This window comes from Xenorhabdus sp. KJ12.1 (assembly GCF_963876495.1).
GTDB lineage: Bacteria > Pseudomonadota > Gammaproteobacteria > Enterobacterales > Enterobacteriaceae > Xenorhabdus > Xenorhabdus stockiae.
This window is the reverse complement of sequence record NZ_CAWNQH010000070.1, coordinates 35,179-62,166: the sequence shown is the minus strand read 5'-3', so window position 1 is coordinate 62,166 and position 26,988 is coordinate 35,179. Positions and strand designations below refer to the sequence as shown.

Here is a 26,988-nt window from a genome sequence, read left to right as displayed (position 1 = left end):
CAAAGCAGCAAGCTGCTTCCTGTTACCGCTCGACTTGCATGTGTTAGGCCTGCCGCCAGCGTTCAATCTGAGCCATGATCAAACTCTTCAATTAAAAGTTTGATGCTCAAAGAATTCTTACTGTTAGTTCGTAATGAATTAACTGTTCAGTCACTCTTCAAGACTTGAATCTTTTTTGCCTTTCGGCATGTCGATAGTGTCTTGCGAGTGCCCACACAGATTGTCTGATTAATTTGTTAAAGAGCATGGCAACCGAATCTTTCGGTCCGGGTTGCGAGGCTGCGTATATTACGCTTTTTGCCTCCGGAGTCAAGCGTTTATTTTCGCTTTCCTTCCGCTGGCCTGCGCGGCTGTGTTCAGCTCAGCGTCGGTCAGTGGTGGCGCATTATAGGGAGTTTTTCGGCCCTGACAATAGTTTTTTTGAAAAAAAATACCAACTGCTGGTTATTGCGCCAAATTTGACTTAAGTTGGCAGTTTTTCCAGCGAAATGAAGCCATAATTATATAAAACGGGCCGTAGAGACTCGCTATTAGCGTCTATTTTGGTGCAATACGCTAAGTTATTTTCTGTCGTTGCGGATAAATTTTCTCGATTTTTTATCAGCCATGCTGTTCTTCGTGCAATTGCAGCACCTGAATCAATTAATCTCGTGCCATTAGGCAGAACCTGAGACAGTTCCTCTGCAAGTAAAGGAAAATGAGTACATCCCAAAATAACAGTGTCTGGTGGTTCTTTCATTCTCAGCCACGGTTTTAATATTTTTTCCAGTTCTTCCAGAGGAATAGTTTCGCCGTGCAGTTTTCGCTCTGCCAGTTCGACTAACTCAGCAGAGCCGATAGCATGAACCTGACAATCTGTAGCGAATCTGGTGATAAGTTCTTTAGTATAGTCACGATTGACTGTTGCCCGTGTCGCCAATAGTCCAACCACGCGGTTACAAGTGAGCTTTGCGGCAGGTTTGATAGCAGGTACAACGCCCACAACAGGAAAAGAAAAACGCTCACGCAAAGCTGGCAGGCTAACAGTACTCGCGGTGTTGCAGGCGATGACGACAATTGCTAATGGATGTCTTTTCTGGATTTCATCCACAACTTTGACAACCCGTTCAATAATGACTTCTGCCGTTTTCTCGCCATAGGGGAAGGCTTCATTATCGAATGCATATATATAGTGGAGATCCGGCAGCAATTGTCGGATCTCCTGATAGACAGATAAACCACCCACACCGGAATCAAATACCAGAATGGTCGGGCGGGCGGTTTTCTTTATATCGAATGTAGTTAAATCAGAAGTTGTAACTGCCTGTGATGAAGTATTCTCGTCCTGGAGTGCGATAGCCATACGCTGTCTCATAATTTTTATCAAACAGATTAGCTATTCTAGCATGGATTGTCAGACGTTCAGTGACTGGATAAGACCCGTTGATATCCCATAGACTGACTCCGCCCACACGAGTCCTCTTATAAGTATTGGTGTTTGTATCATAGCGCTGGCCTAAATATTGATAAGTCACTCCCCAATCAATATTCAGAGCTTCCCAATCTAATTGGTATTTAACTTGTCGCTTAGCTCGTCGAGTCAATGGTTGGTGGTTACCATCACGTGGATCAACATATTGCAATGTAAGCTGATGTTGGAATATTCCGGTATCCAGATTTCCTACCCACTCAACTCCCTTAATAGTCGTTTGTGCAATGTTGTAATAACGATTATTTTCAAAACCGATAAATTCACTAATCTCATTCCGATAAGCACTTAAACGCCAACCTAGCGTTCCGGTAAGGCCTTCTAGACCACCTTCCCATTGCTTACTTTGTTCTGGCTTAAGATTTATATTTCCCCACTTACTATAAAGCTGGCCAAGTGTTGGTGCTTTAAATGCCGTTCCATAGGAAGCAATCAGACGATAGCCATCAATGAACTCCCATCCCATTGCTGTTTGCCATGTGGTATTCCAACCATATTCAGAATGTTTATCCGAACGAACAGCACCCTCGACAATAACTGTATGAATTTTTTGCTGAGCGGTTAAATATAACCCCGTATTATCAATATTTCTTTTTGCCAGAATAGAATTTGAACCCGCAGCAACAGATTCCCTTTGCCAATCAATGCCACCACTGACTGCCCCATGACCAACACTCAGTGAATTACCCCACTGAATATTGTAATTTTTAGAATTACTTAGCCCAGAACTCTTATCATAGCGACCATATTTGGGATCAAAGTTATAATCCTTTGCATGGCTATAACTCGCAATCAATTGAGATGAATACACATCCTGATTAAATTGGATGCCTACATCATAACTACGACTGAAAAATTCACGAGTATCAGGTCTGGCATATGGATAATCCCAATCATTACCGCTATCATAATTCGAGCGGTTATTAAATCCAGAAGTGCGAACAAATCCATTGAACCGATCATTAAACTGATGATTAATCCCCAACCACAAAGCCTTACTCATAAAACCGTCACGATCCGACTGAGGGTATCCACCCGTACTGCCATCAGCGACAACATCAAATCCTTTGGTATAGGTATAGCCCGCTGCGGCACTCAGTGCGGTATCTTCACCCAATTTTTGCTGGGTTGAACCATTGTAATTCTGGTATCCATACGAACCGATCCCTGCATTGAGTGTCGTCCCTTGATGCTCTCGTGTTGTGATGATATTGAGTACTCCTCCAATCGCATCTGAGCCATATACAGCAGAACGTGCACCGCGAATATATTCAATTTTTTGCACTAAACTAAGCGGGATCTGGCTAAGGTCAGAAGAGCCTGTAATGCCTGCTTGATTTAACCGAATACCATCGACCAAAATCAAAACATGGCGTGAATCTGAACCTCGTATAAATAAAGAAGAACTCTGCCCTATTCCACCATATTGAGAAATATCAACTCCAGGTAAACGGCGCAATACATCAACCAAGCTATTTGACTGCCAGTTGTCTATTTCGTCACGGGTCACAATCGTTACTGGTGCCAGAACAGAAGAAACGGGCTGTTTAAAGCGGTTTGCTGTCACCACCAGAGAGTCCTGATTATCTGCGGCGGAGAAATTGCTCCAGCCAGAAAACACCACCATGAAAGTGGCGGATATAAAAGTGTGTTTTTTATTTATCATGGGAGAGAATGGAGTCTAACTATTAAAGAGCCATGCTACGATGAAGGCAGGATAGTGTCCAGAATACCTTCCTATCAAAAAAGCCGGGTAATGAACCAGAAAACTGGACATCCTTTGTACTTTCCCTACAATGCCGCTCGGAAATTTTTCTTAATGTGATCATACGAGAACCAGATAATGCAGAATCTCTTGCCAACGGAAGATTATGAAAACCAATTGATGGAGAAAGTCCATCGTCTGAAAGAAATGATGGTTTCCTTTAGTGCGCCCGAGCCTGAAGTTTTCCGTTCCCCCGCATCTCACTACAGAATGCGTGCAGAATTCCGTATCTGGCATGAGGAAGATGACCTCTACCACATTATGTTTGATCAACAAACTAAGCAGCGTATCCGGATTGATCAGTTTCCCGTTGCCTGCCAACTCATTAATAGCATGATGCAGGCCATTATTGCGGGCGTGAAAAATAATTCAGTATTACGCCACAAACTGTTTCAGGCTGATTATCTCGCCACTCGCAGCAACAAAATCATTGTTTCCCTCCTTTACCATAAAAAACTGGGGGATGAGTGGCGTGAACAAGCAACCGCATTACGAGATCAGCTCAAAGCAGAAGGCTTTGATGTTCAGCTTATTGGGCGTGCATCAAAAACCAAAATTATGCTTGATCATGACTATATAGATGAAGAGCTACCTGTCGCCGGTAAGACAATGATTTACCGTCAGGTTGAAAACAGCTTTACCCAGCCAAACGCCAGTATCAATATTCATATGCTGGAGTGGGCGATTAACAGCACCAAAGATGCCAAAGGCGACCTGCTTGAACTGTATTGTGGTAATGGTAACTTTTCTCTAGCATTAGCTCAGAACTTTGAACGTGTGCTGGCGACGGAAATTGCTAAACCTTCCGTTGCTGCTGCGCAGTTTAATATTGAAGCCAATCAGATTGATAACGTACAGATTATCCGTATGGCGGCAGAGGAATTCACTCAGGCAATGAATGGAGAGCGGGAGTTCAACCGTCTTCAGGGAATTGACCTGAAGAGTTATCAGTGTGAAACCATTTTTGTCGATCCACCGCGTAGTGGTTTAGATGAGGAAACGGTGAAAATGGTACAGGGATACCCGCGCATTCTGTACATTTCCTGTAACCCGGAAACGCTCTGCCAGAATCTGGAAACATTGTCGCAAACCCACAAAGTCAGCAAGCTGGCTCTTTTTGATCAGTTCCCTTATACCCACCATATGGAGTGTGGAGTATTACTGGAAAGAATCAATTAATTCTATTGTTACTACCAACCCGTTTTTACCTTACAAACGCCATAACGGATTATTATGGCGTTTTCATAACATGTTTCTCAAACAGTCATCAGTTATGTTTTTCTGACAGAGTTGCCTGTTGTCTGCGCCCTTTTATCTTCCTGTAAAGCCAGAAGACTAATGCCGTTCCAACCACAACAGACAGGAAATTGGAGCCAATTTCTGGGTGGTTAACCCGAATAATTGCGTTATAGGCGAAAAGGCCTAAAAAGAAACAACCAACAGCCAGTTTTGGTAATCCCTCAGCCATGGGATAATTTAAATAACGCTGATGGAGACAATACAAAGATAGTGCAAGTGTGATAATCGGGAAAATTGAAAAAGGTACCAACGAATTAAAAAATGCTGAAAAAGTGCCGTGAGTTGCCAATCCAACGATAAGAGCCAGCAGCATTGTGCTTTTATCCTGGCGATATTGTTCCATCGTGTTGTTCTCCTTTCAGTCGTGTTCAAGGGGTTTTAGGGACAGAAGTCTTAGAGACAGCGGTTTTTAGGACAGTATTTTTTAAGTTAGCCGTTTTTTCTTGCTCCCGCCGATACCAGTAAAAAGCACCTTTGGAAATCATACGCAGTTGTAATACCAAACGTTCTTCGAGACGACGTCTTTTTTCTTCATCAATATCCAGCGCTTCTGCACCTGCACTGAACACAATTGTTACCATCGCTTCGGCTTGTATTTCGGTAAAATGGCGAGGCATATGACTGGCCTGTTCAAGGTAGTCTGCCAGCTCTGCAATAAAATGTTGGATTTCCCGTGCGACAGCTGCACGGAACTCAGCGGATGTACCGGAACGTTCACGCAGCAATAACCTGAATGCATTCGGGTTATTACCGATAAACTCCATAAAGGTTGAAACAGAAGTGCGAATGATACTCCCACCTTTTGCGATACGCTGGCGAGCCTGACGCATAAGCTGACGCAGCATTAAGCCGCTTTCATCCACCATCGTCAGCCCTAATTCATCCACATCACGAAAATGGCGATAAAATGAAGTCGGTGCAATCCCTGCTTCCCGGGCCACTTCCCGCAAACTCAGGCTGGTGAAACTACGTTCAGCACTCAGTTGGCTAAATGCTGCTTCAATCAGTGAACGACGGGTTTTCTCTTTCTGTTTCGCTCTGACGCCAGTTACATTATTCACAGCAATCCTGATATACATACTCGACTATACTATGCAGCAAATATATCAGATTCTGCTACATTTGCTGTGATTGTTCTCTTAAAGATATTAACCAATGTTTCCCTGTTTTATATCAACATCGGAAACAAAAACCGTACGCTAATTAGGTTATTACGCCAACCAATGTTAATATAGAGTTGTTATTTTGTGTAAAAACAGGTCTTTCCTCTATGCAATATACTCATTTTGATGCCATTGTGATTGGCTCCGGACCCGGTGGAGAAGGGGCAGCAATGGGATTGGCAAAACAAAGAAAAAACGTTGCAGTTATAGAGCGTTATAACAATATTGGCGGCGGCTGTACCCACTGGGGCACTATCCCGTCCAAAGCTCTCCGCCATGCTGTCAGTCGTATTATTGAATTTAATCAAAACCCTCTCTACAGTGACAACTCCCGCATTCTTCGCTCCTCGTTTTCAGAAATTTTACGTCATGCCGAAGTTGTCATGAATCAGCAGACTAAAATGCGGCAAGGGTTTTATGAGCGCAATCGGTGTAAGATGTTTGCCGGTGAAGCCACCTTTATCGATGAACATCATGTTAGTGTGCGTTATGCTGATGATAGTGTAGATATATTGAGTGCTGACAAAATAATTATTGCCACAGGCTCTCGCCCTTATTGCCCTCCCGATGTCGACTTCACTCATTCCCGTATTTATAACAGCGATACTATTCTGGAACTGGATCATGAACCACGTCATGTCATTATTTATGGCGCGGGTGTGATTGGTTGCGAATATGCTTCTATATTCCGGGGGTTGGGTGTGAAGGTCGATTTGATCAATACCCGTGACCATCTGCTGTCATTTCTTGATCAGGAAATGTCTGACGCGCTGTCTTATCATTTCTGGAATAGCGGTATTGTTATCCGCCATAACGAAGAATATGAAAAGATTGAAGGTCTTGAAGATGGCGTCATTATCCATCTGAAATCAGGCAAGAAAGTTAAAGCAGATTGTCTGCTGTATGCCAATGGACGAACCGGTAACACAGATAAACTCGGGATGGAAAACGTCGGGCTGGAAACTGATAGCCGTGGTTTATTGAAAGTAAATCGGGTCTACCAAACCAGCAATGAAAATATTTATGCTGTTGGTGATGTTATTGGTTATCCCAGCCTCGCTTCTGCCGCCTACAATCAGGGGCACATTGCAGCAAAAGCCATCATGACCGGAGCTGAGAATGCCGAAAAGTATCTGGTAGACGATATTCCAACGGGCATTTATACCATCCCTGAAATCAGTTCTGTGGGTAAAACTGAGCAGGAACTAACAGCGATGAAAGTTCCGTATGAAGTGGGACGAGCCCAGTTTAAACATCTGGCCAGAGCACAGATTGCAGGGATGAATGTAGGCAGCATCAAGATATTATTCCACCGCGAGACAAAACAGATCCTCGGTATTCACTGTTTTGGCGAACGTGCAGCGGAGATTATTCATATCGGTCAGGCGATTATGGAACAAAAAGGTGAAGGTAATAGTATCGAATATTTCGTTAATACAACCTTCAACTATCCGACAATGGCCGAAGCTTATCGCGTTGCTGCCCTTAATGGACTGAACCGGTTATTTTGATGTTGTTCCACTGATATCGAAATAATTCCTCATTCTGGTTCGGATCGCCTCTGCCAGTTGCTCATAGCGATTACGCAGAGGTGAGCCGGGACGATAAACCAGAATCACAGAACGTTCCGGCAAGGGATTATGACACTCAAGATAACAGATCCCATCACGCTTTTTCTCTTTTGGAACAGCCAAGTCAGGCAACAAAGTGATGCCGCTCCCTGCCGCTACCATATTACGCAATGTTTCCATACTGGTTGCCCTGAAATGCGTATCTTCTTTGGCTCCGGCCTGAAAACAGAACCCCATTGCCTGATCACGTAAGCAATGACCATCTTCCAGCATCAATAACTTTTCACCAGTCAGCTCACTCATATTGATCTTATCCCGCTCTGCCCATTTATGTTCTTCATAGACCGCAAGCTTCATGGGTTCCTTAAAGAGAGGAATTTCAATAAATGCTTCCGTTTCTTTTATTGCGGCCAGAATCGCACAGTCCAGCTTCCCGCTATCAAGCTGGGCCAGCAGGTTTTGGGTCTGGGCTTCGTGTAGGTACATTTCCAGTTTGGGGAACAACTTATGCAGTTCAGGAATAATCAATGGCAGGAGATAAGGACCAACGGTTGGAATGAGACCGATATGTAATGGGCCGGACATACTTTCACCCTGAAGTGAAGCCATTTCCTGTAATACCTTCACTTCTCGCAATACCGTCTTGGCTTGCTCCACCAGCAACATCCCCTGTTGTGTAAACAAGACCTTGCGGCTTGTGCGTTCCAGCAGCATTACGCCCAACTCATCCTCAAGTTTGCGTATCTGCCCACTGAGCGTCGGCTGGCTGACATGACAAGAATCAGCAGCCCTGCGAAAATGCCGATACTCAGCAAGTGCCACAAGATATTCCAAATCGCGGATATTCATTCCCAACCTCATTGTTTTGGTATCAATGATAGAATTGATCAATAAATCATTATATGCATGAGAGGAGAAAACTATCAATTCGTTGTGATTTCAGTTTTTTTATACAGTTACCTGATAAAAAATGACGGAATTCATTCAAAAAATAGATAAATCGGACCACCGCAATAAGCAGGCAGCCCAATTCGTTGATCCGGGGAAGTTATGTACTCAGAGGGGTTTCAGTTAGCTGAGATGTAGCCTCTGCTTTGCCTCAGTAATAGCCAGCACTACCTGTTTCTGTGCCACACCACCTTTTGCCAGACGTTTATCCAGACAGGACTGTAACGATAAAATATCGTATACATCGATTGAAATAGTTTCACTGAACTTTTGTAATTCAGATAATGATAACTCTTCCAGCGCCTTACCTTTCTTTATTGCAGCAATCACTACTTCACCAACAATGTGATGTGCTTCACGGAATGGGACACCTTTTGCCACCAGATAATCGGCTAATTCCGTAGCATTAGCATAGCCCTGCTTTGCTGCCTCCCGGCAACGCTCACGTTTTATCTGAATGCCATCCAATACCATTGCTGCCATATGCAGGCAAACCCGCCAAGTATCTAACGCATCAAACAGCCCTTCTTTATCCTCTTGCATATCTTTGTTATAAGCGAGAGGCAGCCCTTTTAATGTCATCATCATACCAGTCAATGCACCCTGTACCCGGCCACATTTACCGCGGATAAGTTCCAGTGCGTCAGGGTTTTTCTTTTGAGGCATCAAAGAGGAACCAGACGTTACCCGATCCGATAATTCAATAAAGTCCGCTTCTCCACTGTTGAAGAAAATCAGATCTTCGGCAAAACGTGAAAGATGGATCATACTGATGCTGGCATTTGACAGCAGTTCCAGCACATGATCACGGTCTGACACGCTGTCTAAACTATTACGGGTTGCTGAGGCAAAACCAAGCCATGAAGCCAGTTGTTCCCGATCAATATCATAAGCCGTTCCCGCTAACGCACCACATCCCAACGGGCTGACATCCAACCGTTTTAAAGTATCCTGCAAACGGCTTTCATCACGGGCAAGCATTTCTGCATATGCGAGACACCAATGTGCGAAAGTCACCGGCTGCGCCCGCTGTAAATGAGTATACCCCGGCATAACGGCATCCTGATTATTCTCAGCCGTAATCACTAATGCCTGTTGTAATGCTGTCAGAGCCTGCCGGATATCCGCTATTTGATCCTTACACCACAACTTCAGGTCAGTCGCGACCTGATCATTACGGCTGCGTCCTGTATGCAGTTTTTTGCCTAAATCCCCAACTTTTGCGATCAACTGGCCTTCCACCCAACTATGAATATCTTCCGCATCGCTTTGCAAAATAGCCTCTGGGTTGGTTCTCACTTCATCCAGTAATGCATTCAACGCCAACTCCAGCTTCTGCTGCTCTTCAGATGTCAGAACACTAACTGTGACCAGCGCCTTTGACCATGCGACAGAGCCAAAAATATCCTGCTCTGCCAGACGATAATCAAAACACAGGGAATCATTAAACTGCTTAAATTGCTGATCAGCTTCCTGACTGAAGCGCCCACCCCAAAGTGCCATAATTGCATTCCTCTTCTTTTTATTAGCCGGAAATTACTTTTTGCTTTTCAGCGCACGAATGCGGGAAGAAAGCGAATGGAGGCGGATAAACCCTTCAGCATGGCTGTGATCATAGACTTCATCCTCACCAAAAGTAGCAAACTCTTCAGAGTAGAGGCTATAAGGAGATGTTTTCTGAGTGGCTGTCACCTGCCCCTTATACAGCTTCAGGATCACTTCACCACTGACATTCTCAGCCAGCATCTCTGCCGCAGCCTGAATAGACTGACGCAGCGGCACAAACCAGCGCCCATCGTAAACAACATAAGACATCTCCAGACCCAGCTGCTGACGCCATTTAAAACTGTCACGATCCAGAACTAATTGTTCAATACCGCGCAGAGCCGCCATCATGATGGTTCCTCCCGGTGTTTCATAACAGCCACGGGACTTCATTCCGACCAGACGGTTTTCCACAATATCAATCCGGCCAATACCATGTTTAGCACCCAGCTCATTCAATTCATTAAGGCATTGATATGGCGACAGTATCTTCCCATTGACTCCGACAACCTCTCCTTTCTCAACAGTGACAGAAAGATATTCAGGTTCGTCAGGAGCATCTTCCGGCGCTACAGTCCACTCCCAACAATCTTTATTCGCTGCATTCCACGTATTTTCCAATACACCACCTTCGGTGGAAATGTGCCACGCGTTTTCATCACGGCTGTAAATTTTTTCCAGTGTTGCCGTAGTAGGAATATCACGGACTTTCAGGTAATCCAACAACGCCTCGCGGGAACGCAAATCCCACTCTCGCCACGGAGCGACGACTTTCAGATGTGGAGCCAATGCCGTATAGGTACTCTCAAAACGAACCTGATCATTCCCTTTACCCGTCGCCCCATGCGCCAGTGCATCAGCACCCACTTTCAGGGCCAGTTCAACCTGCGCTTTGGCAATAATCGGGCGAGCCATTGAAGTACCGAGCAAATAACTGCCTTCGTACAATGCTCCGGTTTTCAGTACCGGATAAACATATTCTTTAATGAATTCTTCACGCAGATCAGCGATATGGCATTCTGAAGCGCCGGAACGTAATGCTTTTTGTTCTATACCATCCAAATCTTCACGGCTCTGACCAACATCGGCGACAAATGCAATAACATCACAGTTGCCATAATGTTCTTTCAGCCACGGAATGATGGCAGAAGTATCCAAACCGCCAGAATATGCCAGCACAATCTTTTTAATACTGTTTTTTACCGAAGTAGTCGTCGTTGTCATAGAGGTAGCCTTTTACTTTTATTCACCAGCAAGTTTTCATCAGAAAGGTGCCATGCTGTTAATCAGTCAAAACCGCTTTCATTCTCTGTTATGTCAGAATGGTTATGCCAGAATGCGAGTGCCAACGGATATACCATTAAATAGAGCAATCAGTTGGTCAGCATAACGCCAGCTGGCGATATCCACCGGACGCCCCAGTGTTTTTGCGGCTTCCAGTGCCGCATGGACTTTCACAACCATGCCGTCAGTAATCACACCCTGTTCAATCATCTGCTGTATTTCTTTTTCTGATACTTCAGGGATCTTGTTGCCTTTTCCGTTCAGAATGCCGCTGACATCTGACAGAAAAACTAAATCGGCATCCAGTGACTGTGCGACAGCTGTAGCAGCTTGATCTGCATTCACATTCATTAATTTGCCGTCTTCTGTAATACCAATAGAGCTAATAATGGGGATATAACCGATATCCAGTAAGATTTTCAGCAAATCCGGATTACCGGGAGAAGCCATGCCCGTGTGACCAAATTCCTCGTTAAACTGAGAAACTTTCACAACACAGCCATCACCCAAACATAGACCAACCGCAGGTAAACGGTATTTTATCGCCCAGGAGAGTAAGGTTTTATTAGCTGTGCCAGCCAGTGTCCCGGTAATAATATCGATCTGATCTGCTGGCGTTACACGCAGGCCCTGTTTCTTGGTAATCGGCAACTGTAATTTCTGCATCAGTTCATCAACCAAGCAACCGCCCCCATGTACAATGACTAAAGGGCGTTTATGCGTTTTTCGATATAACTGCAATGTGGAAAATAATCGTACCAGCGCTTCATCACTATCTAATAACACCCCACCCAACTTGATAACTAATGGCTCCATCAGATTTATCCTCTGTCGGTATCAAATAATCTCTGAAATAAAAAAGCTCTGAATTCAAAACACATTGAATTAAAGTAACGCCTGAGTTTCTTCGAACCCGAAGCGAATATTCATACACTGCACGGCCTGCGCTGCTGCACCTTTCAGAAGATTATCCTCAGCCCCGACAATAATCAGATGCTGGCCTTGTACAGCAAAACCAATATCACAGAATGGCAACCCGACGATCCCTTTCAGGGCAGGAACACCTTTTTCATAGAGCCGAATAAGTGGTTTATCGTGATAAGCCTGTTGATAGGCATGCCTGACTTGTTCTTCTGTGATACCGGCTTTCAGCTTGCAGGTAATCGTAGCTAAGATCCCTCGCGCAAAATTGCCTAAATGGGGGATGAAAATCACATCTGTCCCTAAATGTGTAGCAATTTCCGGCTGGTGGCGATGATTGAAAACACCGTAAGGCTGCAAACTGACTTCACAGAAATTGTTATTTATCGACGCCTTACGCCCGGCCCCACTCACACCACTGACAGCATTAATAACGGGCCACTGTCCGGTATCCAGCAAACCAGCTTCCAGCAGTGGTTTCAGCGAAAGCTGTGAAACCGTAGGGTAACAACCCGGAACTGCGATCAGCTGAGCTGTTTTAATTTTCTCCGCCTGCCATTCCGCCAGCCCATATACTGCCTGCTCAAGCCAATCGATATTTTTATGCTCAAATCCGTAGTATTCTGAATAAAACAGTGTATTTTGTACGCGATAGGCACCAGATAAATCAAATACGATACAGCCTGCCTGTAGAAATTCCGGAGCAATGTCATGGCTGACTTCGTGTGCGGTAGCAAGGAAAACGATATCAATACCGCTTGCGGCTTCAGCCACATCAGTTAACGGTTGTAAAGGTAAATCAAGGGTTCCTTTATACTGTGGGTAAAGTTCTGACAAGCACTTTCCGGCATCAGAGCTTTGAGCAGAAACCATCAGACCCGCAAGATGTATATAAGGATGGCGTTGCAGACATGCTGCTAACTCCGCTCCGGTATAGCCACTGGCACCAACTATCAGCGTATTAAGCATGGGATTTATTCACCTTGTATTAACCCAATGTATTGTATTAACCCAATGTAGTAACCCGATTACACAATTGAATTTATATTCAATTAAATTGCATTAATATTGATACTATCTTGAATAAGGGCTGTCAACAGTGAATATTAAATTACCAACGTTTATTGAGTTATATCGCCAGCTTATCGCAGCACCTTCCATCAGTGCCGTGGATGAGGAGCTAGATCAAAGTAATGAATCTGTTATCTCTCTATTGGCTGACTGGCTGAAACAGATTGGTTTTGAAATTGAGGTTCAGCCTGTGCCGGAATCTCGCGGAAAATTTAATATGCTTGCAACGTTAGGGAGTGGGTCTGGAGGGTTACTCTTATGCGGTCATACAGACACTGTACCATTTGATGCCGGGCGCTGGACTCAAGATCCATTCACACTGACAGAGCGTGATAGCAAATTATACGGTCTGGGAACTGCTGATATGAAAGGCTTCTTTGCCTTTATCATTGATGCAATACGAGATATTGATATTACTAAACTGTCTCACCCACTCTATATTCTGGCAACCGCAGATGAAGAAACCTCAATGGCTGGTGCCCGATACTTTGCCGCAAACGCAACTATCCGACCTGATTTTGCCATTATTGGCGAACCGACATCACTACAGCCAATCCGCGCCCATAAAGGGCATGTTGCCCATGCTATCCGTATTGAAGGGAAGTCAGGGCACTCCAGTGATCCGGCGCGGGGTGTTAACGCCATTGATTTGATGCATGAATCCATCACACAGCTGATGAAATTACGTCATACCTTGCAGGAGCGTTACCATAATCCGGCTTTCGCTATTCCGTATCCCACCATGAATTTCGGTCATATCCACGGTGGTGATGCAGCTAACCGGATCTGTGCCTGCTGTGAACTGCATATGGATATTCGCCCGCTACCCGGCCTGACATTACAGGATTTGAATGAAGCACTGAATGAATCACTGGAACCCGTCAAGCAACGCTGGCCGGGACGCCTGAATGTGACAGAACTTCATCCTCCCGTTCCCGGTTATGAGTGTCCGACCAATCACAAGCTGGTAGGTGTTATCGAAAAACTGTTGGGAAAAAAAGCAGAAACCGTCAATTACTGTACGGAAGCGCCTTTTATTCAGCAACTCTGCCCGACAATAGTTCTGGGGCCGGGTTCTATTGAGCAGGCCCATCAACCTGATGAATATATAGAAGTGTCGATGATTGAGCCGACAAGGAAACTGATCGCCCAGATTGTGGAGCATTTTTGCTTGGGTGTGGGTTAAAGCTCATTTTTCGGAGTGGGACCACGGTCCCACTTATTTTAAATAGAAAAATTCATTGAATCGCCATTAGGTAATTTAACACCAAGGGTCATTTCTCCCCCCATAGACTCAATGTACTTTTTGAGTGTGGAAATTTTTAATTCATTTCCCCGTTGCTCGATTGCAGCAACTGATGACTGTGCAATACCTAAATTTTTTGCGACCTGAGTTTGTGAAAGCTCTAACGTTTCACGAATTTGATATAGTTGTGTTTCAAGCAACAACTCCGCTGCTTTTTCTTTAATTCTCTCTTGGCTCTCGGGACTGCGTTTTTCCATTAGTTCTTTTAACGTAGCCATATCATCTCTCCAGATTTTCTAGATGAATTCTGAATTGTTCATCCGCAATTCTAATCATCTCTTTATAGAACAGTCGTTGATTCTGCCCTTCTTTGTTACCTGCACAAAGAATAATTGCCTGACGTTTTGGATCAAATGCAAAAAAAGCACGAATTGGAACTCCATTATGTTGGATTCGTAATTCTTTCATGTTCGGATAACAGGAGCCATTCAATGTATCAACCAATGGTCGGCCCAGTACTGGTCCTTTGAGCGCTAACACATGCATTACTGCCAAAACACTTTCTTGTAATTCATCTGGTTGTACATTAAACCATTGGTCAAACAGTTCTGTTGTTATTAACTCCCACACATTCTACTCCCTCTATACAGTTATAATTTTCCAAGTTAATCATAGACTGTAGGCTATAAACGCATAATAGATTATAGTCTATAAAACACAACCTATCTTGTACAAAAATCATCCCAGTTTCGTTAATAGCACATTTTTAATAACACTTTTTTCCCAACATGAATTTCTTTCCTGATCACACTGAATATTCCTCACTGGAAATAAGCCATTTCCTAATTGACTAAAAATCCCGCTTCGCTCATTCTATTTGGACATCTAAACGGATAGACATATAAACACTTAAGCATCTAAATATAATCGGAGAAAAACTCCGTCGTTCACGAGGGTACAGGGTATGAGTTTCTTTCACGCTAATCATCAAGAGGCACTAAATCAGAATCTGGCTGAACTAGAAGGTCAAATTCGTGTTTCCTTCGAATTTTTTCCCCCCCAAACGGCTGAAATGGAACAGACCCTGTGGAAGTCAATTGACCGTCTAAGCAAACTTAAGCCTAAGTTTGTTTCCGTGACTTATGGAGCTAATTCTGGTGAGCGTGATCGTACTCATAGCATCATTAAGGGCATCAAAGACAGAACAGGCCTTGAAGCTGCGCCTCATCTAACTTGTATTGATGCCAACCGTGAAGAATTGTGTAACATCGCCCACGATTACTGGAGTAGCGGGATTCGTCATATTGTGGCCTTGCGTGGCGATTTACCAAATGGCAGTAGTAAACCTGAAATGTACGGTGCTGATTTGGTTGAGCTCTTAAAAAAAGAGGCTGATTTTGATATTTCCGTGGCGGCTTATCCGGAAGTCCATCCCGAAGCAAAAAGTGCGCAATCTGACCTGATTAACCTGAAAAGAAAAATTGATGCCGGTGCCAATCGCGCTATTACTCAATTCTTTTTTGATGTGGAAAGTTATCTTCGTTTTCGTGATCGCTGTGTTTCAACAGGAATTGATGTAGAAATCGTGCCGGGCATTTTGCCTGTCTCTAACTTCCGTCAGCTACAGCGGTTTGCGACTATGACTAATGTTCGTATCCCAAGCTGGATGACCAGAATGTTTGAAGGATTAGATGATGACCCTGAAAGCCGCAGCTTAGTGGGCGCTTCAATAGCAATGGATATGGTGAAAATTCTGAGCCGTGAAGGAGTAAAAGATTTCCATTTTTATACGCTTAACCGAGCGGAATTGAGTTATGCAATCTGCCATACATTAGGGGTTCGCCCTTGTTAAATTTCATTTCCGCCGAACTCTTTAGTTCGGCGAAGACAAAACTTCCTTACTGATTACAATCAAACGGTGACGATGTAAATCTGTGTCTCTTCCCCAGCAAAACGCATCCCATTTATCAAGAAGTTCATCCATTTGGTTTTAAATCACACAGAATATGAGCAATTTCCCATCAGCACATCCTGTTATTTCTGGAAATAAACCAAAACACAAATCCAACAATAATAACCATACTAACAATATTCAGGATATACCACCCAGCCTGATCGCTCATCACCATACCCACTGACAGAGAAGCAAGCATATTGGACAGATAGGTAATAAGCGAATTCACTCCCTGTAATTTATGTTTAAATGGACTACCGATACAATAAGCAAAACCGGACAGTTTCCCATCCGGTTTCACCCTTTTTCTCATCAAGAAAACGAAATACTAGCCTGTATTGCGCATCCCTGCCGCAACCCCTGCTATTGTTACCATCAGCGCCAGCTCTACGCGAGGATCAGGTTGTTCCTGCTGGCGGGAACGCTGTAATAGCTCTGCCTGTAAAACATTCAGCGGGTCTGTATAAACATTACGTAATGCGATGGATTCCGCTATCCACGGTAGATCCGCCATCAGTTGCCCATCACGTGAAACAGCCAGAACAGTCTCGATATCGGCTAAAAGTTGATTACGCAGTTTCGTACCCAGCGGCCACAGTTTTTTATCAACCAAACGTTGGTCATAATATTCCGCCAACCATAAATCAGCTTTGGCAAAAACCATCTCCAGCATAGCGATACGCGTCGTAAAAAATGGCCAGTCACGAGACATTTCCGACAAAGTATCCTGCTGATCAGCCTCTATCACATGCTGTAATGCAGCCCCTGCACCCAGCCATGCCGGAAGCATCAGGCGGTTTTGCGTCCACGCGAAAATCCACGGAATGGCGCGCAGGCTTTCTACTCCACCTGTCGGACGGCGTTTGGCAGGGCGCGAGCCTAACGGTAATTTCGCCAGTTCCTGTTCAGGAGTTGCCGAACGGAAATAAGGCACAAATTCCGGCTGCTCGCGGACGTAATCACGATACATATCACAGGAAATATCGGAAAGCGTATCCATGATCTGCTTCCATTCAGGTTTCGGCTCTGGCGGTGGCAGTAAGTTCGCCTCCAGAATGGCGCTGGCGTACATTGCCAGACTACTAATCGTCACCTGTGGCAAGCCGAACTTGAAGCGGATCATTTCTCCCTGCTCTGTTACACGCAACCCTCCTTTCAGGCTGCCCGGCGGCTGAGAAAGTAATGCCGAATGTGCCGGAGCACCACCACGTCCGATTGTTCCTCCCCGGCCGTGAAACAGTGTCAGTTTCACACCTTCTTTTTCACACACTCTGATCAGTGCATCCTGAGCACGATACTGCGCCCACGATGCTGCCATCACGCCCGCATCTTTTGCTGAGTCAGAATAGCCAATCATGACCATTTGTTTATCCTGAATCAGTTCACGATACCATTCAATATGGAGCAATTGCTGGATCACACTTTCCGCGTTATTCAGGTCATCAAGCGTTTCAAATAATGGTGCAACAGGTAATGACAATGAACAATCCGCAGCTTTTAGCAGTAATTTCACTGCCAGTACATCTGAAGGGACTTTCGCCATAGAAATCACATAGGCGGCAATCGCATCCGGTGGCGATTCTGCAATGACTTTACAGGTTTCCAATACTTCCTGAGTTTCTGCACTTGGCTGCCAGTGACGAGGAATTAATGGGCGCTTTGAATTCAGTTCACGTAACAAAAAGGCCTGTTTCTCTGTTTCTGACCAGCTCGCATAATCGCCCATTTCCAGATATTGGGTCAGCTCGGCGATAGCATCAGTATGACGGGTACTTTCCTGACGAATATCAATGCGAACCAGTGACAGACCGAAACAACGGATACGACGCAGAATATCCAGCAACTGACCATCGGCGATAATTTCCATACCGCAGGCTTTCAGAGACTGGTAACAGGCATAGAGCGGCTGCCACAATTGATCGTTATGCAGCAATAAATCTGCGGGAGGGATAACCTGTTCACCTTTCAGGCGTTTTTCCAGATATGCCAGCGTATTATTTAATTGAGTACGCAACTGTTTAGCAATTTCACGATAAGGCTCGATAACCTCATCTCCTCCTGCCAGCTGGCGCAGCTCTGGCGTACATTCCGACATCGAAAGCTCGGATACCAGAACTTGAATATCCTTCAGAAACAGGTCAGCGGCTTTCCAGCGACTAAGTAACAGCACATGGCGGGTAACTTCTGCGGTGACGTTAGGATTTCCATCCCGGTCGCCTCCCATCCAGGAAGTAAAACGGATTGGCACAGACTCTACCGGTAAGCTGTAACCGATAGATTCTTCCAATTGCTCATTGAATTCACGCAAAAACGCAGGAACACCTTCCCACAGGCTATTTTCCACTACCGCAAAACCCCATTTCGCTTCATCAATCGGGGTAGGACGGATCTTGCGGATTTCATCAGTATGCCAGGACTGAGCAACCAACTGGCGTAAACGACGCATGATATTGTTATGCTCGTAATCAGCCAAATCATCATGATCCAGCTGTGCCAGACAAGTATTCACTTCAACCAGTTTATGGATCAGAGTGCGGCGGGCAATTTCTGTCGGATGCGCGGTCAGCACCAGTTCAATGGAAAGTTCATTGACCGCCTGAACCAAATCATCATTATTGAAGTTTTTACTTTTCAGCCGTTCAAAGAGTGCTGCTAATGCAACCGGGTTACTGGCTGCTTCACCATGCGGTGAGATGCTGTGATATTGTTCAGCAGCATTGGCCAGATTAAGAAACTGGTTAAACGCTCTGGCAACCGGCAGTAATTCATCATTAGATAAATTTTGCAGTGTCGATAACAGTTGCTGGCGATCAGCGTCATTTCCGGCACGGGATGATTTGGATAGCTTCCTTATCGTTTCAACTTTATCAAGAATATCCTTTCCCTGAGCCTCTTTGATCGTGTTTCCCAGTATCGTACCAAGCATACTGACATTACTTCGCATTGCGGAATATTGTTGATTCATGTGAGTCCTGACCTTGTGTTGCTGTATGCATGTTTACCCTTCGCCTTTCAAGCTGCCTCTTTGTTGGCTGCACTCAGTAATCCCCGGTCACATAGTTATCTATGCTCCCGGGGATTACTGAGAGGCTCCTGCCTCTCACCGGAGGCCAGCCTTTGGCTGGGCAAATTCGTTCCCGACGAATTTGTCATTCCCTGGCCGCCGCGATGCAACTTGAAATCCATTGGGTATATTTAATCTACTATTCATATCAGAAAACAAACAAATTGGGCGGATTTTATGAAATTTTGTTCAAAACTTTCTTTAACCTGAGTCAGACTATTGGCTTTGAAAATTCCCAACAATGAAGGAAAAACAACGAACTTTTGCTGGTAAATGGGGGCTACGTGAGCCTGCTCCAATCAAAAATAAAAGAGGGAACAGGCATAAATCAAATATTCTGATAGAACGTGCGGATTACTATAAAAGTTGCGATAAACGATTCAAATCTGACTGAATCGCACCGGCCGTGACATCACGCCCTGCGCCCGGGCCACGAATGACCAGAGGATTATCACGATACCAGCGGCTTTCTATGGCGAACACATTGTCCCCCGGTAATAACGAGGCTAAAGGATGCTCTGAACGCACCGCTTCTACCCCTACTTTAGCCTTACCTTTGGCATCAAAGCGCGCCACATAACGCAGTACCATGCCCATTTCACGCGCAGCTTCCAACCGTTTCTGCATTTGCTCATTGATAGCTGAGCTGTTTTCAAAAAACTCGTCAATCGAGCCAACGCTGGCTTCTGGTGGTACAAGTGACTCTATCCGCACCTGATCCGGCTCAATCTCATAGCCAGCCTCACGAGCCAGAATCACTAGCTTACGCATCACATCCTGACCGGAAAGATCAATGCGGGGATCAGGCTCTGTTAGCCCCTGTTGCCATGCCTGTTCCACCAGATCGCTGAAAGGAACTGTACCGTCAAATTGGAGGAACAGCCACGATAGTGTGCCAGAGAAAATCCCACTGATAGACAGGATCGTATCGCCACTTTCCCGTAAGTCCCTGACAGAATAGTTAATGGGTAACCCTGCACCAACAGTTGCGTTGTATAACCAGTGACGGCCAGTCTTTGCAAAAGCATCCCGGATCATGCGATAAGTATTACTGTCGGAGGCACCGGCAGCCTTATTAGCGCTAATCACATGGAAACCATAACTGGCAAAATCGATGTAGTTACCCGCCAACTCTTCACTCGCCGTCACATCAAGTACGACCAAATCATCATAAGGGTGTGCCCGCATCCACAAAAACAGTTCATCATCTGCATGAGTGGTGGCCTCATCATTGAAGAATGCTAATGCCCGGCTTGCATCAATCCCCTGATAATTCAGCAGGCTTCGGCGACTATCAACAATGCCTGCCAGAATGAATTCAAAATCACTGCGCGCTGAGATATTTTTCTGTTCACGCGCAAACAGCTCCAGCCAGCGTGAACCAATATTACCTTTTCCAAACAGAACCAAACCGATCTGTTTTTCTGCCCGGAACAAACTCTGATGTAATCCCTGAATCAGATGAGATGTCTGGCCCAAGCGCAGTACAGCCACCAGACTGATATCATCTTCAGCATGCCAGATAAACTCAACCGGCTGGTCTTTAAGCTGCTGATAAAAACGGTGGCTATGTAACGGATTTTTACATACTCCTGCCCCGACCAACGCCACCAGCGAAAACCCTTCGCGCAAGGAAAGTTTTCCCGGCAAAGAGGCATCCTGTAATACATCAAGGGCACTGTTAACTATTTCAGAGGTATAACAAAGCTGGATCAAATTGCAGTCAGTATGTAGCCCCGTCGCCAACGGCCTGATTTGGGCACGCTTCAGCAATGAGTCGATATCTTTATAGGTTTGTTTAAAATCAAGGGACGAAAAAAGGTGTAACTCAATCAGACAGACATCATCGTGGCTGGTTACAATCTTTGCTCCCATCCCGGATGCCAGAACCCGCTCAATACGGGTAGAACCCTGTTCAGGTTGGTAACTGCAACGTAATTGCAAATCGATATCACTGAGCGAAACAGGCTGTAATGTTCGGGTATGAAGTACAGGAGCAGCCAGACGCGCCAGTTCACTCGCTTCATCCAGACGCAATAATGGCAACAGGCATGCATCGCTGACTTTACGTGGATCAGCACTGTAAACCCCGGCTACATCACTCCAGATAGTCACTTTTTTGGCACCCGCCAATGCCCCAACCTGGGTAGCAGAATAATCACTGCCATTGCGCCCTAATAGTACGGTTTCTCCTTTATGGTTACTGGATATGAAACCTGTCACCACCAGACGCTTATCAGAATTCTCAACTAATAACTGGCTCAATAAAGGCTGGGATAAGATAACATCGACCTGCGGCTGGGCCGCCCGTTCAGCCCGCAGGAACTGACGCGCATCCAGCCATGCGCTGGAAATACCCTGAGATTCAAGCACTGCGGCCATCAGGCGTGCGGACCATATTTCGCCATGACCAACAACTTCAGCGTAGGTAATATCACTCACCGGTTTATCCAGTAATGCACTCAGCCTTTCCAAATCAGCAACAAAATCTGCGATCAGTGTTTCGGCGGCAGCTTCTGGCAACAATCCCCGGATTAATTCCTGCTGATAACGCCGTAAGGCCTGCTGAACCTGATGCGCTGAAATACGATCATTCTGGCTCAATTTCAGCCAGTCAATCAGCTGGTTCGTCGTACTCCCCGCCGCCGATACCACCATCAAATCACCCGGCTGGCTGTAGTTCGCCATAATATCCGCAACCCGCTTATAACATTTCACGTCTGCAAGGCTGCTACCGCCAAATTTATGTAACTGGCGGCCAGATTCCGCCCCCGCTATTGCCAGTTCAACCATAATGAATGCTTACCTCGTTGCCGCTGCCTGAAATGCACTATCCAGATCAGCAATTAAATCCTGACTGTCTTCTATTCCCACCGAGATACGAAGAAGTGAATCCGTAATTCCCGCCTGTTTCCTTGCTTCTGCCGACATACCAGCATGTGTCATCGTTGCAGTATGAGAAATCAATGATTCCACACCACCCAGCGATTCGGCCAGAGTAAATAATTTTAACCCAGATAAAAAGCCACGCATTGTTTGTTCATCACCAGCAAGTTCAAAACTCAGCATCGCACCAAATCCGGCCTGCTGTTGGCGTGCTATTTCATGGCCCGGATGATCTTTCAGCCCCGGATAATAGAGTTTTTTCACCTGTGGCTGTTGTTGCAGATATTCCGCAATGGCAACCGCATTATTTTGCTGTAGAAGTACCCGGGCTGATAATGTACGAATTCCCCGCAACAGCAAATAACTGTCAAAAGCCCCGCCTGTTACGCCGATATTATTCGCCCACCATGCCAAATCCTCGGCAATGGAGGGATCTTTAGCAACCACCGCACCAGCAATTAAATCAGAGTGCCCATTCAGGTATTTTGTACAGGAATGAATAACCAAATCTGCCCCCAAATCCAGTGGTTTCTGTAAGACGGGACTCAGAAATGTGTTATCGACTACCGTTAATGCACCGGTTTCACGAGCCAGTTCACAGATGTACCGGATATCCACGATCCGCAGCAACGGATTACTGGGTGTTTCAATCAATACCAGTTTGGGCTTTTGGGCAAGAGCCTGCTTCAATGCTGCATCATCCGACTGATCCACAAAAATAACATTGTAGGCTCCACGGCGACTTAAACTGTCAAACAGGCGATAACTCCCGCCATAGCAATCATGGGGAGCCACAAGAAGATCTCCCGGCTGTAAGAATACCGTGCATAACAAGTGGATCGCTGACATCCCACTGCTGGTCATCACAGCCCCTGCACCGCCTTCCAGTTCAGCCAGAACCTGCTGGACAACATCACGCCCCGGGTTACCGCGCCGGGAATAGTCATGCGCTCTGGGTTCATTAAATCCCGTGAAATTATACGTACTGGAAAGATAGACGGGAGGAACAACACAGCCATATTGTTCGTCAACATTGATACCACTTTGAACTGCAGCCGTTGCTTGTTTACAACCTGCTATTTGTTTAAACCCCATAGCTCTACCCATTATTGTATTTTAGGAGTGACAGAAGAATAACCTCCAGAAATATAGACGTCAATACATCTAGACATCCAAAAAGATTTGCGCTTTAATAATACAATCCGTCTATTACCCCTGTTTTGATGTCAGATTAGGGCATATTTTCTGAAATCCTTAACCGTAGCGATATAGTCGATAGGGGAAATATGCTAAAATGCAGAATTATCGACACGAACATAGTTCAGAAATAATTTCTTTTATTTCTGATTTCAATTGCTTGATTTAAAACTATTTAAGGTATCTCATGGCTGAGTGGAATGGTGAGTATGTCAGCCCTTATGCTGAACATGGCAAAAAAAGTGAACAAGTCAAAAAGATTACGGTTTCAATTCCATTAAAGGTATTGAAGATACTGACTGATGAACGCACCCGCCGTCAGGTAAATAATCTGCGTCATGCAACAAATAGCGAATTACTGTGCGAAGCATTTCTCCATGCATTCACCGGACAGCCTCTGCCTGATGACGACGATTTACGCAAAGAGCGTCATGATGAAATTCCTGAAGCAGCCAAAGAGATAATGCGCGAGTGTGGGATCGATCCCGATACTTGGGAATATTGATATCTCTTTTATCTCAAGTCGTTGTTTATAGGCTGTACTGCGACTTGAAATCAATCAGATGCAGGCAGTTAAAATTGCATTCGTTTAAAACAAAAACGCCCGGCATATAACCGGGCGTTTTTGTTGGCAGTAAGAATTACTTCTTAGCACCTGGAACGCTGAAACGTTTGTTAAAGCGATCAACACGACCACCAGTCGCAACGTCACGCTGCTTACCAGTGTAGAACGGGTGGCATGCACCACAAACGTCCAAGTTCACATCGTGACCGGTAGATTTGATTTTGATAACGTTACCGCAAGAACAGGATGCAGTAATTTCTTCGTATTTAGGGTGAATACCTTGTCTCATGGGGAAAACCTCTGTTAAGGCCGTGTCGCTATCCGGCCTTATTGCCGCCAGACACCACACGTCGTGTTGATTAAAATAAGTTCGGTAATTTTGATACCAAAGGCGGCGGATCATACAGAATATCGTTTTATTGCGCAATGAAATCTGCTGAGTTGCTATGATACTCTTTGTTTATATGTTTGCCATTAATCATCCGGAAATCACTTTATGACAGTTGTTCAGGTTGCGTTACCTGTCCCTTTGGCCCGCTCTTTTGATTACCTGTTACCCGAAGGATTACCCGTTCCTGCTCTTGGAATACGGGTGCGAGTGCCTTTTGGCAAACGCAGTGCAATTGGTGTTGTCACCGGGATCACCGACAACAGTGAATTCGCTCCAGAACAACTGAAATCAATTACTGAACTTCTTGATGAAGCTACCCTTTTCCCTGGCGATCTCTGGCAATTACTCCAATGGTCCGCCCGCTATTATCACTACCCGCTCGGGGAAGTTCTTTTTCATGCTATGCCTGTTTTGCTGCGGCAGGGCAAACCAGCAGAATTTTCCCCGCTCTGGCAATGGCAAATCACAGAAACCGGCCAACAAGTGCCACCAGAACAACTTAAACGCTCAGCTAAACAACAACAGGCATTAGCCAAACTGCGCCAGCAATCCGTTTATCGCCATCAGGTTTCTGAATTAGAAATCAGCGAAAGTGCACTACAGGCACTGAAAAAAAAGGGGTTCATTGATTTGCATCCGGTACAGCCGGAAGCGGAGAACTGGCGGGAACATTTTCAGGTTATCGGCGAACGGCTGAAACTCAATACTGAACAGGCCACCGCAGTTGGCGCGGTTCGCGCAGAAGATAAAACTTTCGCTCCCTGGTTACTTGCTGGTATCACAGGTTCAGGTAAAACCGAAGTTTATCTGAGTGTACTGGAAAATATTCTGGAGCAGGGAAAACAGGCGCTGATTCTGGTTCCTGAAATTGGTTTAACACCCCAGACTATTTGCCGATTCAGAGAACGTTTCAATGCACCTGTCGATGTTCTGCATTCGGCTTTAAATGACAGTGAAAGGTTATCCGTATGGTTAAGAGCCAGACGGGGAGAAAATGCGATTGTTATCGGCACCCGCTCCGCACTGTTTACACCTTTTGCCCACTTAGGCGTCATCATTATTGATGAAGAACATGACAGCTCCTATAAACAACAGGAAGGCTGGCGTTATCACGCCCGTGATCTGGCGGTATTCCGGGCCAAAAAAGAGAGCATTCCCATTATTCTGGGAACCGCAACCCCTGCGCTGGAAACACTGCACAATGTACAGCAGGGTAAATATCGGCAACTCACTTTGACAAAACGGGCAGGTCACGCCCAACCAGCCACTCAACACCTGCTTGATATGAAAGGCTTACCGCTGACTGTCGGGCTATCTCAGCCACTGATTAACCGCATTAGAGAACATTTAAAAGCCGATAATCAGGTTATTCTGTTCCTGAATCGGCGCGGTTATTCGCCTGCCCTGCTCTGCCATGAATGTGGCTGGATAGCAGAATGTCAGCGTTGTGATCACTATTACACCCTTCATCAGAATCATCGCCATCTGCGCTGTCATCACTGTGACAGCCAACGGCCTATCCCACGCCAATGCCCACAATGTGGGACGACAAATCTCATCCCGGTAGGGCTGGGAACGGAGCAACTTGAGGATGGTATCAGCCAACTATTTCCCGATATTCCGGTTACCCGTATCGATAGAGATACCACCAGCCGCAAAGGGGCTTTAGAGCAACAACTGGCTGACGTTCATCAGGGAGGAGCCCGCATTCTAATCGGAACCCAAATGCTGGCAAAAGGCCACCATTTCCCTGATGTCACACTCGTCGCTTTACTGGATGTGGATGGTGCCCTGTTTTCTGCCGATTTTCGTGCCGCTGAGCGCTTTGCACAACTATATACTCAGGTTTCCGGCCGTGCAGGACGCGCTGGCAAACAGGGAGAGGTCGTCCTTCAGACTCACCATCCCGACCATCCGCTTTTGCAGGTATTGCTGGAAAAAGGCTATGACGCATTTGCCCGGCAAGCAATAGAAGAGCGCCAGCAGGTTCTTCTGCCTCCTTTTGTCAGCCATATCATGCTGCGATCAGAAGATCACGATAATCAGCAGTCTCCTGCTTTTTTACAGCAAATGCGCCAACTACTTGAACAACACCCCCTGTATAATGACCAGCTATGGATTATGGGCCCTGTTCCCGCCTTACAGGCCAAACGCAGTGGTCGTTATCGCTGGCAATTACTGGTGCAGCATCCTTCGCGTATTTATCTCCAGAAAATGATGACTGAGGTCTATCCGGGTATTACAGCACTGCCTTTAGCACGTAAAGTAAAATGGAATATTGATGTCGATCCGACTGAAGGCTAATAAAAAAACGCGGCCATAAAAATTCAAAACTAAGCAGAACCCCATGAAAAACAGTGAAACTTATTTCCTTAATTTGCGAAGCAGCTCTAAGAAATGATGCGTATCACATTTTTTATGCAAACAAAGTAACGGCTTGAACTGTTAATCTGTTTAAAATGGATTTATTAATATGCCTGTAGAAAACGAATCCGCCAGCGTTTCCCCACAGAAATGGCTGGCGTTTTTTGTCGTTAATTTTTTAACTTTACGGATATACCCAATGGATTTCAAATTGCATCGCGGCGGCAAGGGAGCGAGTCCCCGGGAGCATAGATAACTATGTGACCGGGGTGAGTGAGCGTAGCCA

The 26,988-nt window shown here is 45.4% G+C and carries 23 protein-coding genes and 1 rRNA gene; 7 read left to right on the top strand and 17 right to left on the bottom strand.

What is annotated here, in order from left to right; all coding sequences use genetic code 11:
- Positions 1 to 94, bottom strand: a 16S ribosomal RNA gene (locus tag AACS92_RS11075); the annotation flags it as partial.
- Positions 95 to 245: 151 nt separating this feature from the next.
- On the opposite strand from AACS92_RS11075, the gene AACS92_RS11070 reads away from it, so the two are divergent.
- The gene (locus AACS92_RS11070; protein WP_153044782.1) at positions 246 to 467 is read left to right on the top strand and encodes a hypothetical protein; all 222 of its coding nucleotides are present in this window, start codon (positions 246 to 248) and stop codon (positions 465 to 467) included.
- On the opposite strand, the gene murI is transcribed toward AACS92_RS11070, so the two are convergent.
- Together murI and btuB are read right to left on the bottom strand one after the other, a co-directional pair.
- Entirely contained in the window at positions 464 to 1,342 is an 879-nt protein-coding gene (gene murI, locus AACS92_RS11065; protein WP_099111271.1) for a glutamate racemase, read from the bottom strand. The two genes, AACS92_RS11070 and murI, sit on opposite strands and share 4 nt — an antisense overlap.
- On the bottom strand, positions 1,287 to 3,134 hold the full coding sequence (gene btuB, locus AACS92_RS11060) for a TonB-dependent vitamin B12 receptor BtuB (protein WP_099111270.1): 1,848 nt from the start codon (positions 3,132 to 3,134) through the stop codon (positions 1,287 to 1,289). Before btuB ends, murI begins: the two co-directional genes overlap by 56 nt.
- A 177-nt stretch (positions 3,135 to 3,311) precedes the next feature.
- On the opposite strand from btuB, the gene trmA reads away from it, so the two are divergent.
- Positions 3,312 to 4,412, top strand: a complete 1,101-nt coding sequence (gene trmA / locus AACS92_RS11055; protein WP_099111269.1) for a tRNA (uridine(54)-C5)-methyltransferase TrmA — start codon at positions 3,312 to 3,314, stop codon at positions 4,410 to 4,412.
- An 88-nt stretch (positions 4,413 to 4,500) separates the two neighbouring features.
- Here the strand turns inward: trmA and AACS92_RS11050 are convergent, their stop codons facing one another.
- Both AACS92_RS11050 and fabR read right to left on the bottom strand, forming a co-directional pair.
- Positions 4,501 to 4,875, bottom strand: coding sequence for a YijD family membrane protein (locus AACS92_RS11050; RefSeq protein ID WP_099111268.1), 375 nt, complete (start codon positions 4,873 to 4,875; stop codon positions 4,501 to 4,503).
- Between the two features lie 25 nt (positions 4,876 to 4,900).
- The gene (gene fabR, locus AACS92_RS11045) at positions 4,901 to 5,593 is read right to left on the bottom strand and encodes an HTH-type transcriptional repressor FabR (protein ID WP_228858013.1); all 693 of its coding nucleotides are present in this window, start codon (positions 5,591 to 5,593) and stop codon (positions 4,901 to 4,903) included.
- Between the two features lie 209 nt (positions 5,594 to 5,802).
- Here fabR and sthA point away from each other — a divergent pair, with 209 nt between their 5' ends.
- On the top strand, positions 5,803 to 7,206 hold the full coding sequence (sthA, locus tag AACS92_RS11040) for a Si-specific NAD(P)(+) transhydrogenase (protein ID WP_099111267.1): 1,404 nt from the start codon (positions 5,803 to 5,805) through the stop codon (positions 7,204 to 7,206).
- Here sthA and oxyR read toward each other — a convergent pair.
- The 5 genes from oxyR to argC form a co-directional block, all read right to left on the bottom strand.
- Entirely contained in the window at positions 7,198 to 8,115 is a 918-nt protein-coding gene (oxyR, locus tag AACS92_RS11035) for a DNA-binding transcriptional regulator OxyR (RefSeq protein WP_099111266.1), read from the bottom strand. The two genes, sthA and oxyR, sit on opposite strands and share 9 nt — an antisense overlap.
- Before the next feature lie 222 nt (positions 8,116 to 8,337).
- Complete coding sequence (argH, locus tag AACS92_RS11030; RefSeq protein WP_099111265.1) at positions 8,338 to 9,717, bottom strand: argininosuccinate lyase; 1,380 nt, start codon at positions 9,715 to 9,717, stop codon at positions 8,338 to 8,340.
- 33 nt (positions 9,718 to 9,750) lie between these two features.
- Positions 9,751 to 10,983: an argininosuccinate synthase gene (locus tag AACS92_RS11025; RefSeq protein ID WP_099111264.1), complete on the bottom strand. Its 1,233-nt coding sequence runs from the start codon at positions 10,981 to 10,983 to the stop codon at positions 9,751 to 9,753.
- A 102-nt stretch (positions 10,984 to 11,085) separates the two neighbouring features.
- Positions 11,086 to 11,859, bottom strand: coding sequence for an acetylglutamate kinase (argB, locus tag AACS92_RS11020; RefSeq protein WP_099111263.1), 774 nt, complete (start codon positions 11,857 to 11,859; stop codon positions 11,086 to 11,088).
- Positions 11,860 to 11,928: 69 nt separating this feature from the next.
- The gene (argC, locus tag AACS92_RS11015) at positions 11,929 to 12,933 is read right to left on the bottom strand and encodes an N-acetyl-gamma-glutamyl-phosphate reductase (RefSeq protein WP_099111262.1); all 1,005 of its coding nucleotides are present in this window, start codon (positions 12,931 to 12,933) and stop codon (positions 11,929 to 11,931) included.
- Positions 12,934 to 13,063: 130 nt separating this feature from the next.
- On the opposite strand from argC, the gene argE reads away from it, so the two are divergent.
- Positions 13,064 to 14,221, top strand: a complete 1,158-nt coding sequence (gene argE / locus AACS92_RS11010; RefSeq protein ID WP_099111261.1) for an acetylornithine deacetylase — start codon at positions 13,064 to 13,066, stop codon at positions 14,219 to 14,221.
- A gap of 38 nt (positions 14,222 to 14,259) precedes the next feature.
- On the opposite strand, the gene AACS92_RS11005 is transcribed toward argE, so the two are convergent.
- Complete coding sequence (locus tag AACS92_RS11005; RefSeq protein WP_099111260.1) at positions 14,260 to 14,559, bottom strand: helix-turn-helix domain-containing protein; 300 nt, start codon at positions 14,557 to 14,559, stop codon at positions 14,260 to 14,262.
- 1 nt (position 14,560) lies between these two features.
- Positions 14,561 to 14,911, bottom strand: a complete 351-nt coding sequence (locus AACS92_RS11000; RefSeq protein ID WP_099111259.1) for a type II toxin-antitoxin system RelE/ParE family toxin — start codon at positions 14,909 to 14,911, stop codon at positions 14,561 to 14,563.
- 334 nt (positions 14,912 to 15,245) lie between these two features.
- Here AACS92_RS11000 and metF point away from each other — a divergent pair, with 334 nt between their 5' ends.
- A complete protein-coding gene (gene metF, locus AACS92_RS10995) occupies positions 15,246 to 16,133 on the top strand; it encodes a methylenetetrahydrofolate reductase (protein WP_099111258.1) in 888 nt (295 codons plus the stop codon).
- A gap of 169 nt (positions 16,134 to 16,302) precedes the next feature.
- Here metF and AACS92_RS10990 read toward each other — a convergent pair whose 3' ends face one another.
- From AACS92_RS10990 to metB, 4 genes are all read right to left on the bottom strand, one after another.
- On the bottom strand, positions 16,303 to 16,536 hold the full coding sequence (locus tag AACS92_RS10990) for a hypothetical protein (RefSeq protein ID WP_099111257.1): 234 nt from the start codon (positions 16,534 to 16,536) through the stop codon (positions 16,303 to 16,305).
- 27 nt (positions 16,537 to 16,563) lie between these two features.
- Positions 16,564 to 19,200: a phosphoenolpyruvate carboxylase gene (ppc, locus tag AACS92_RS10985; protein ID WP_099111256.1), complete on the bottom strand. Its 2,637-nt coding sequence runs from the start codon at positions 19,198 to 19,200 to the stop codon at positions 16,564 to 16,566.
- 456 nt (positions 19,201 to 19,656) lie between these two features.
- The gene (locus AACS92_RS10980) at positions 19,657 to 22,092 is read right to left on the bottom strand and encodes a bifunctional aspartate kinase/homoserine dehydrogenase II (protein ID WP_099111255.1); all 2,436 of its coding nucleotides are present in this window, start codon (positions 22,090 to 22,092) and stop codon (positions 19,657 to 19,659) included.
- Positions 22,093 to 22,101: 9 nt separating this feature from the next.
- Positions 22,102 to 23,280: a cystathionine gamma-synthase gene (gene metB, locus AACS92_RS10975; RefSeq protein ID WP_099111254.1), complete on the bottom strand. Its 1,179-nt coding sequence runs from the start codon at positions 23,278 to 23,280 to the stop codon at positions 22,102 to 22,104.
- 289 nt (positions 23,281 to 23,569) lie between these two features.
- Between metB and metJ the strand changes: the two genes are divergently transcribed.
- Positions 23,570 to 23,887 (top strand): met regulon transcriptional regulator MetJ, encoded by a 318-nt coding sequence (metJ, locus tag AACS92_RS10970; protein ID WP_099111253.1) that lies wholly within the window; start codon positions 23,570 to 23,572, stop codon positions 23,885 to 23,887.
- Between the two features lie 136 nt (positions 23,888 to 24,023).
- On the opposite strand, the gene rpmE is transcribed toward metJ, so the two are convergent.
- Entirely contained in the window at positions 24,024 to 24,236 is a 213-nt protein-coding gene (gene rpmE, locus AACS92_RS10965) for a 50S ribosomal protein L31 (RefSeq protein ID WP_099111252.1), read from the bottom strand.
- 207 nt (positions 24,237 to 24,443) lie between these two features.
- Here rpmE and priA point away from each other — a divergent pair, with 207 nt between their 5' ends.
- A complete protein-coding gene (priA, locus tag AACS92_RS10960; protein ID WP_099111251.1) occupies positions 24,444 to 26,642 on the top strand; it encodes a primosomal protein N' in 2,199 nt (732 codons plus the stop codon).
- The last annotated feature ends 346 nt before the right edge of the window (positions 26,643 to 26,988 follow it).

Excerpts from the sequence above, each read along its gene's own strand:
- AACS92_RS11070 (WP_153044782.1), top strand. The coding sequence starts at position 246 with ATGGCAACCGAATCTTTCGGTCCGGGTTGCGAGGCTGCGTATATTACG.
- murI (WP_099111271.1), bottom strand. The coding sequence starts at position 1,342 with ATGGCTATCGCACTCCAGGACGAGAATACTTCATCACAGGCAGTTACA.
- btuB (WP_099111270.1), bottom strand. The coding sequence starts at position 3,134 with ATGATAAATAAAAAACACACTTTTATATCCGCCACTTTCATGGTGGTG.
- trmA (WP_099111269.1), top strand. The coding sequence starts at position 3,312 with ATGCAGAATCTCTTGCCAACGGAAGATTATGAAAACCAATTGATGGAG.
- AACS92_RS11050 (WP_099111268.1), bottom strand. The coding sequence starts at position 4,875 with ATGGAACAATATCGCCAGGATAAAAGCACAATGCTGCTGGCTCTTATC.
- sthA (WP_099111267.1), top strand. The coding sequence starts at position 5,803 with ATGCAATATACTCATTTTGATGCCATTGTGATTGGCTCCGGACCCGGT.
- oxyR (WP_099111266.1), bottom strand. The coding sequence starts at position 8,115 with ATGAATATCCGCGATTTGGAATATCTTGTGGCACTTGCTGAGTATCGG.
- argH (WP_099111265.1), bottom strand. The coding sequence starts at position 9,717 with ATGGCACTTTGGGGTGGGCGCTTCAGTCAGGAAGCTGATCAGCAATTT.
- AACS92_RS11025 (WP_099111264.1), bottom strand. The coding sequence starts at position 10,983 with ATGACAACGACGACTACTTCGGTAAAAAACAGTATTAAAAAGATTGTG.
- argB (WP_099111263.1), bottom strand. The coding sequence starts at position 11,859 with ATGGAGCCATTAGTTATCAAGTTGGGTGGGGTGTTATTAGATAGTGAT.
- argC (WP_099111262.1), bottom strand. The coding sequence starts at position 12,933 with ATGCTTAATACGCTGATAGTTGGTGCCAGTGGCTATACCGGAGCGGAG.
- AACS92_RS11005 (WP_099111260.1), bottom strand. The coding sequence starts at position 14,559 with ATGGCTACGTTAAAAGAACTAATGGAAAAACGCAGTCCCGAGAGCCAA.
- metF (WP_099111258.1), top strand. The coding sequence starts at position 15,246 with ATGAGTTTCTTTCACGCTAATCATCAAGAGGCACTAAATCAGAATCTG.
- ppc (WP_099111256.1), bottom strand. The coding sequence starts at position 19,200 with ATGAATCAACAATATTCCGCAATGCGAAGTAATGTCAGTATGCTTGGT.
- AACS92_RS10980 (WP_099111255.1), bottom strand. The coding sequence starts at position 22,092 with ATGGTTGAACTGGCAATAGCGGGGGCGGAATCTGGCCGCCAGTTACAT.
- metB (WP_099111254.1), bottom strand. The coding sequence starts at position 23,280 with ATGGGGTTTAAACAAATAGCAGGTTGTAAACAAGCAACGGCTGCAGTT.
- metJ (WP_099111253.1), top strand. The coding sequence starts at position 23,570 with ATGGCTGAGTGGAATGGTGAGTATGTCAGCCCTTATGCTGAACATGGC.
- rpmE (WP_099111252.1), bottom strand. The coding sequence starts at position 24,236 with ATGAGACAAGGTATTCACCCTAAATACGAAGAAATTACTGCATCCTGT.
- priA (WP_099111251.1), top strand. The coding sequence starts at position 24,444 with ATGACAGTTGTTCAGGTTGCGTTACCTGTCCCTTTGGCCCGCTCTTTT.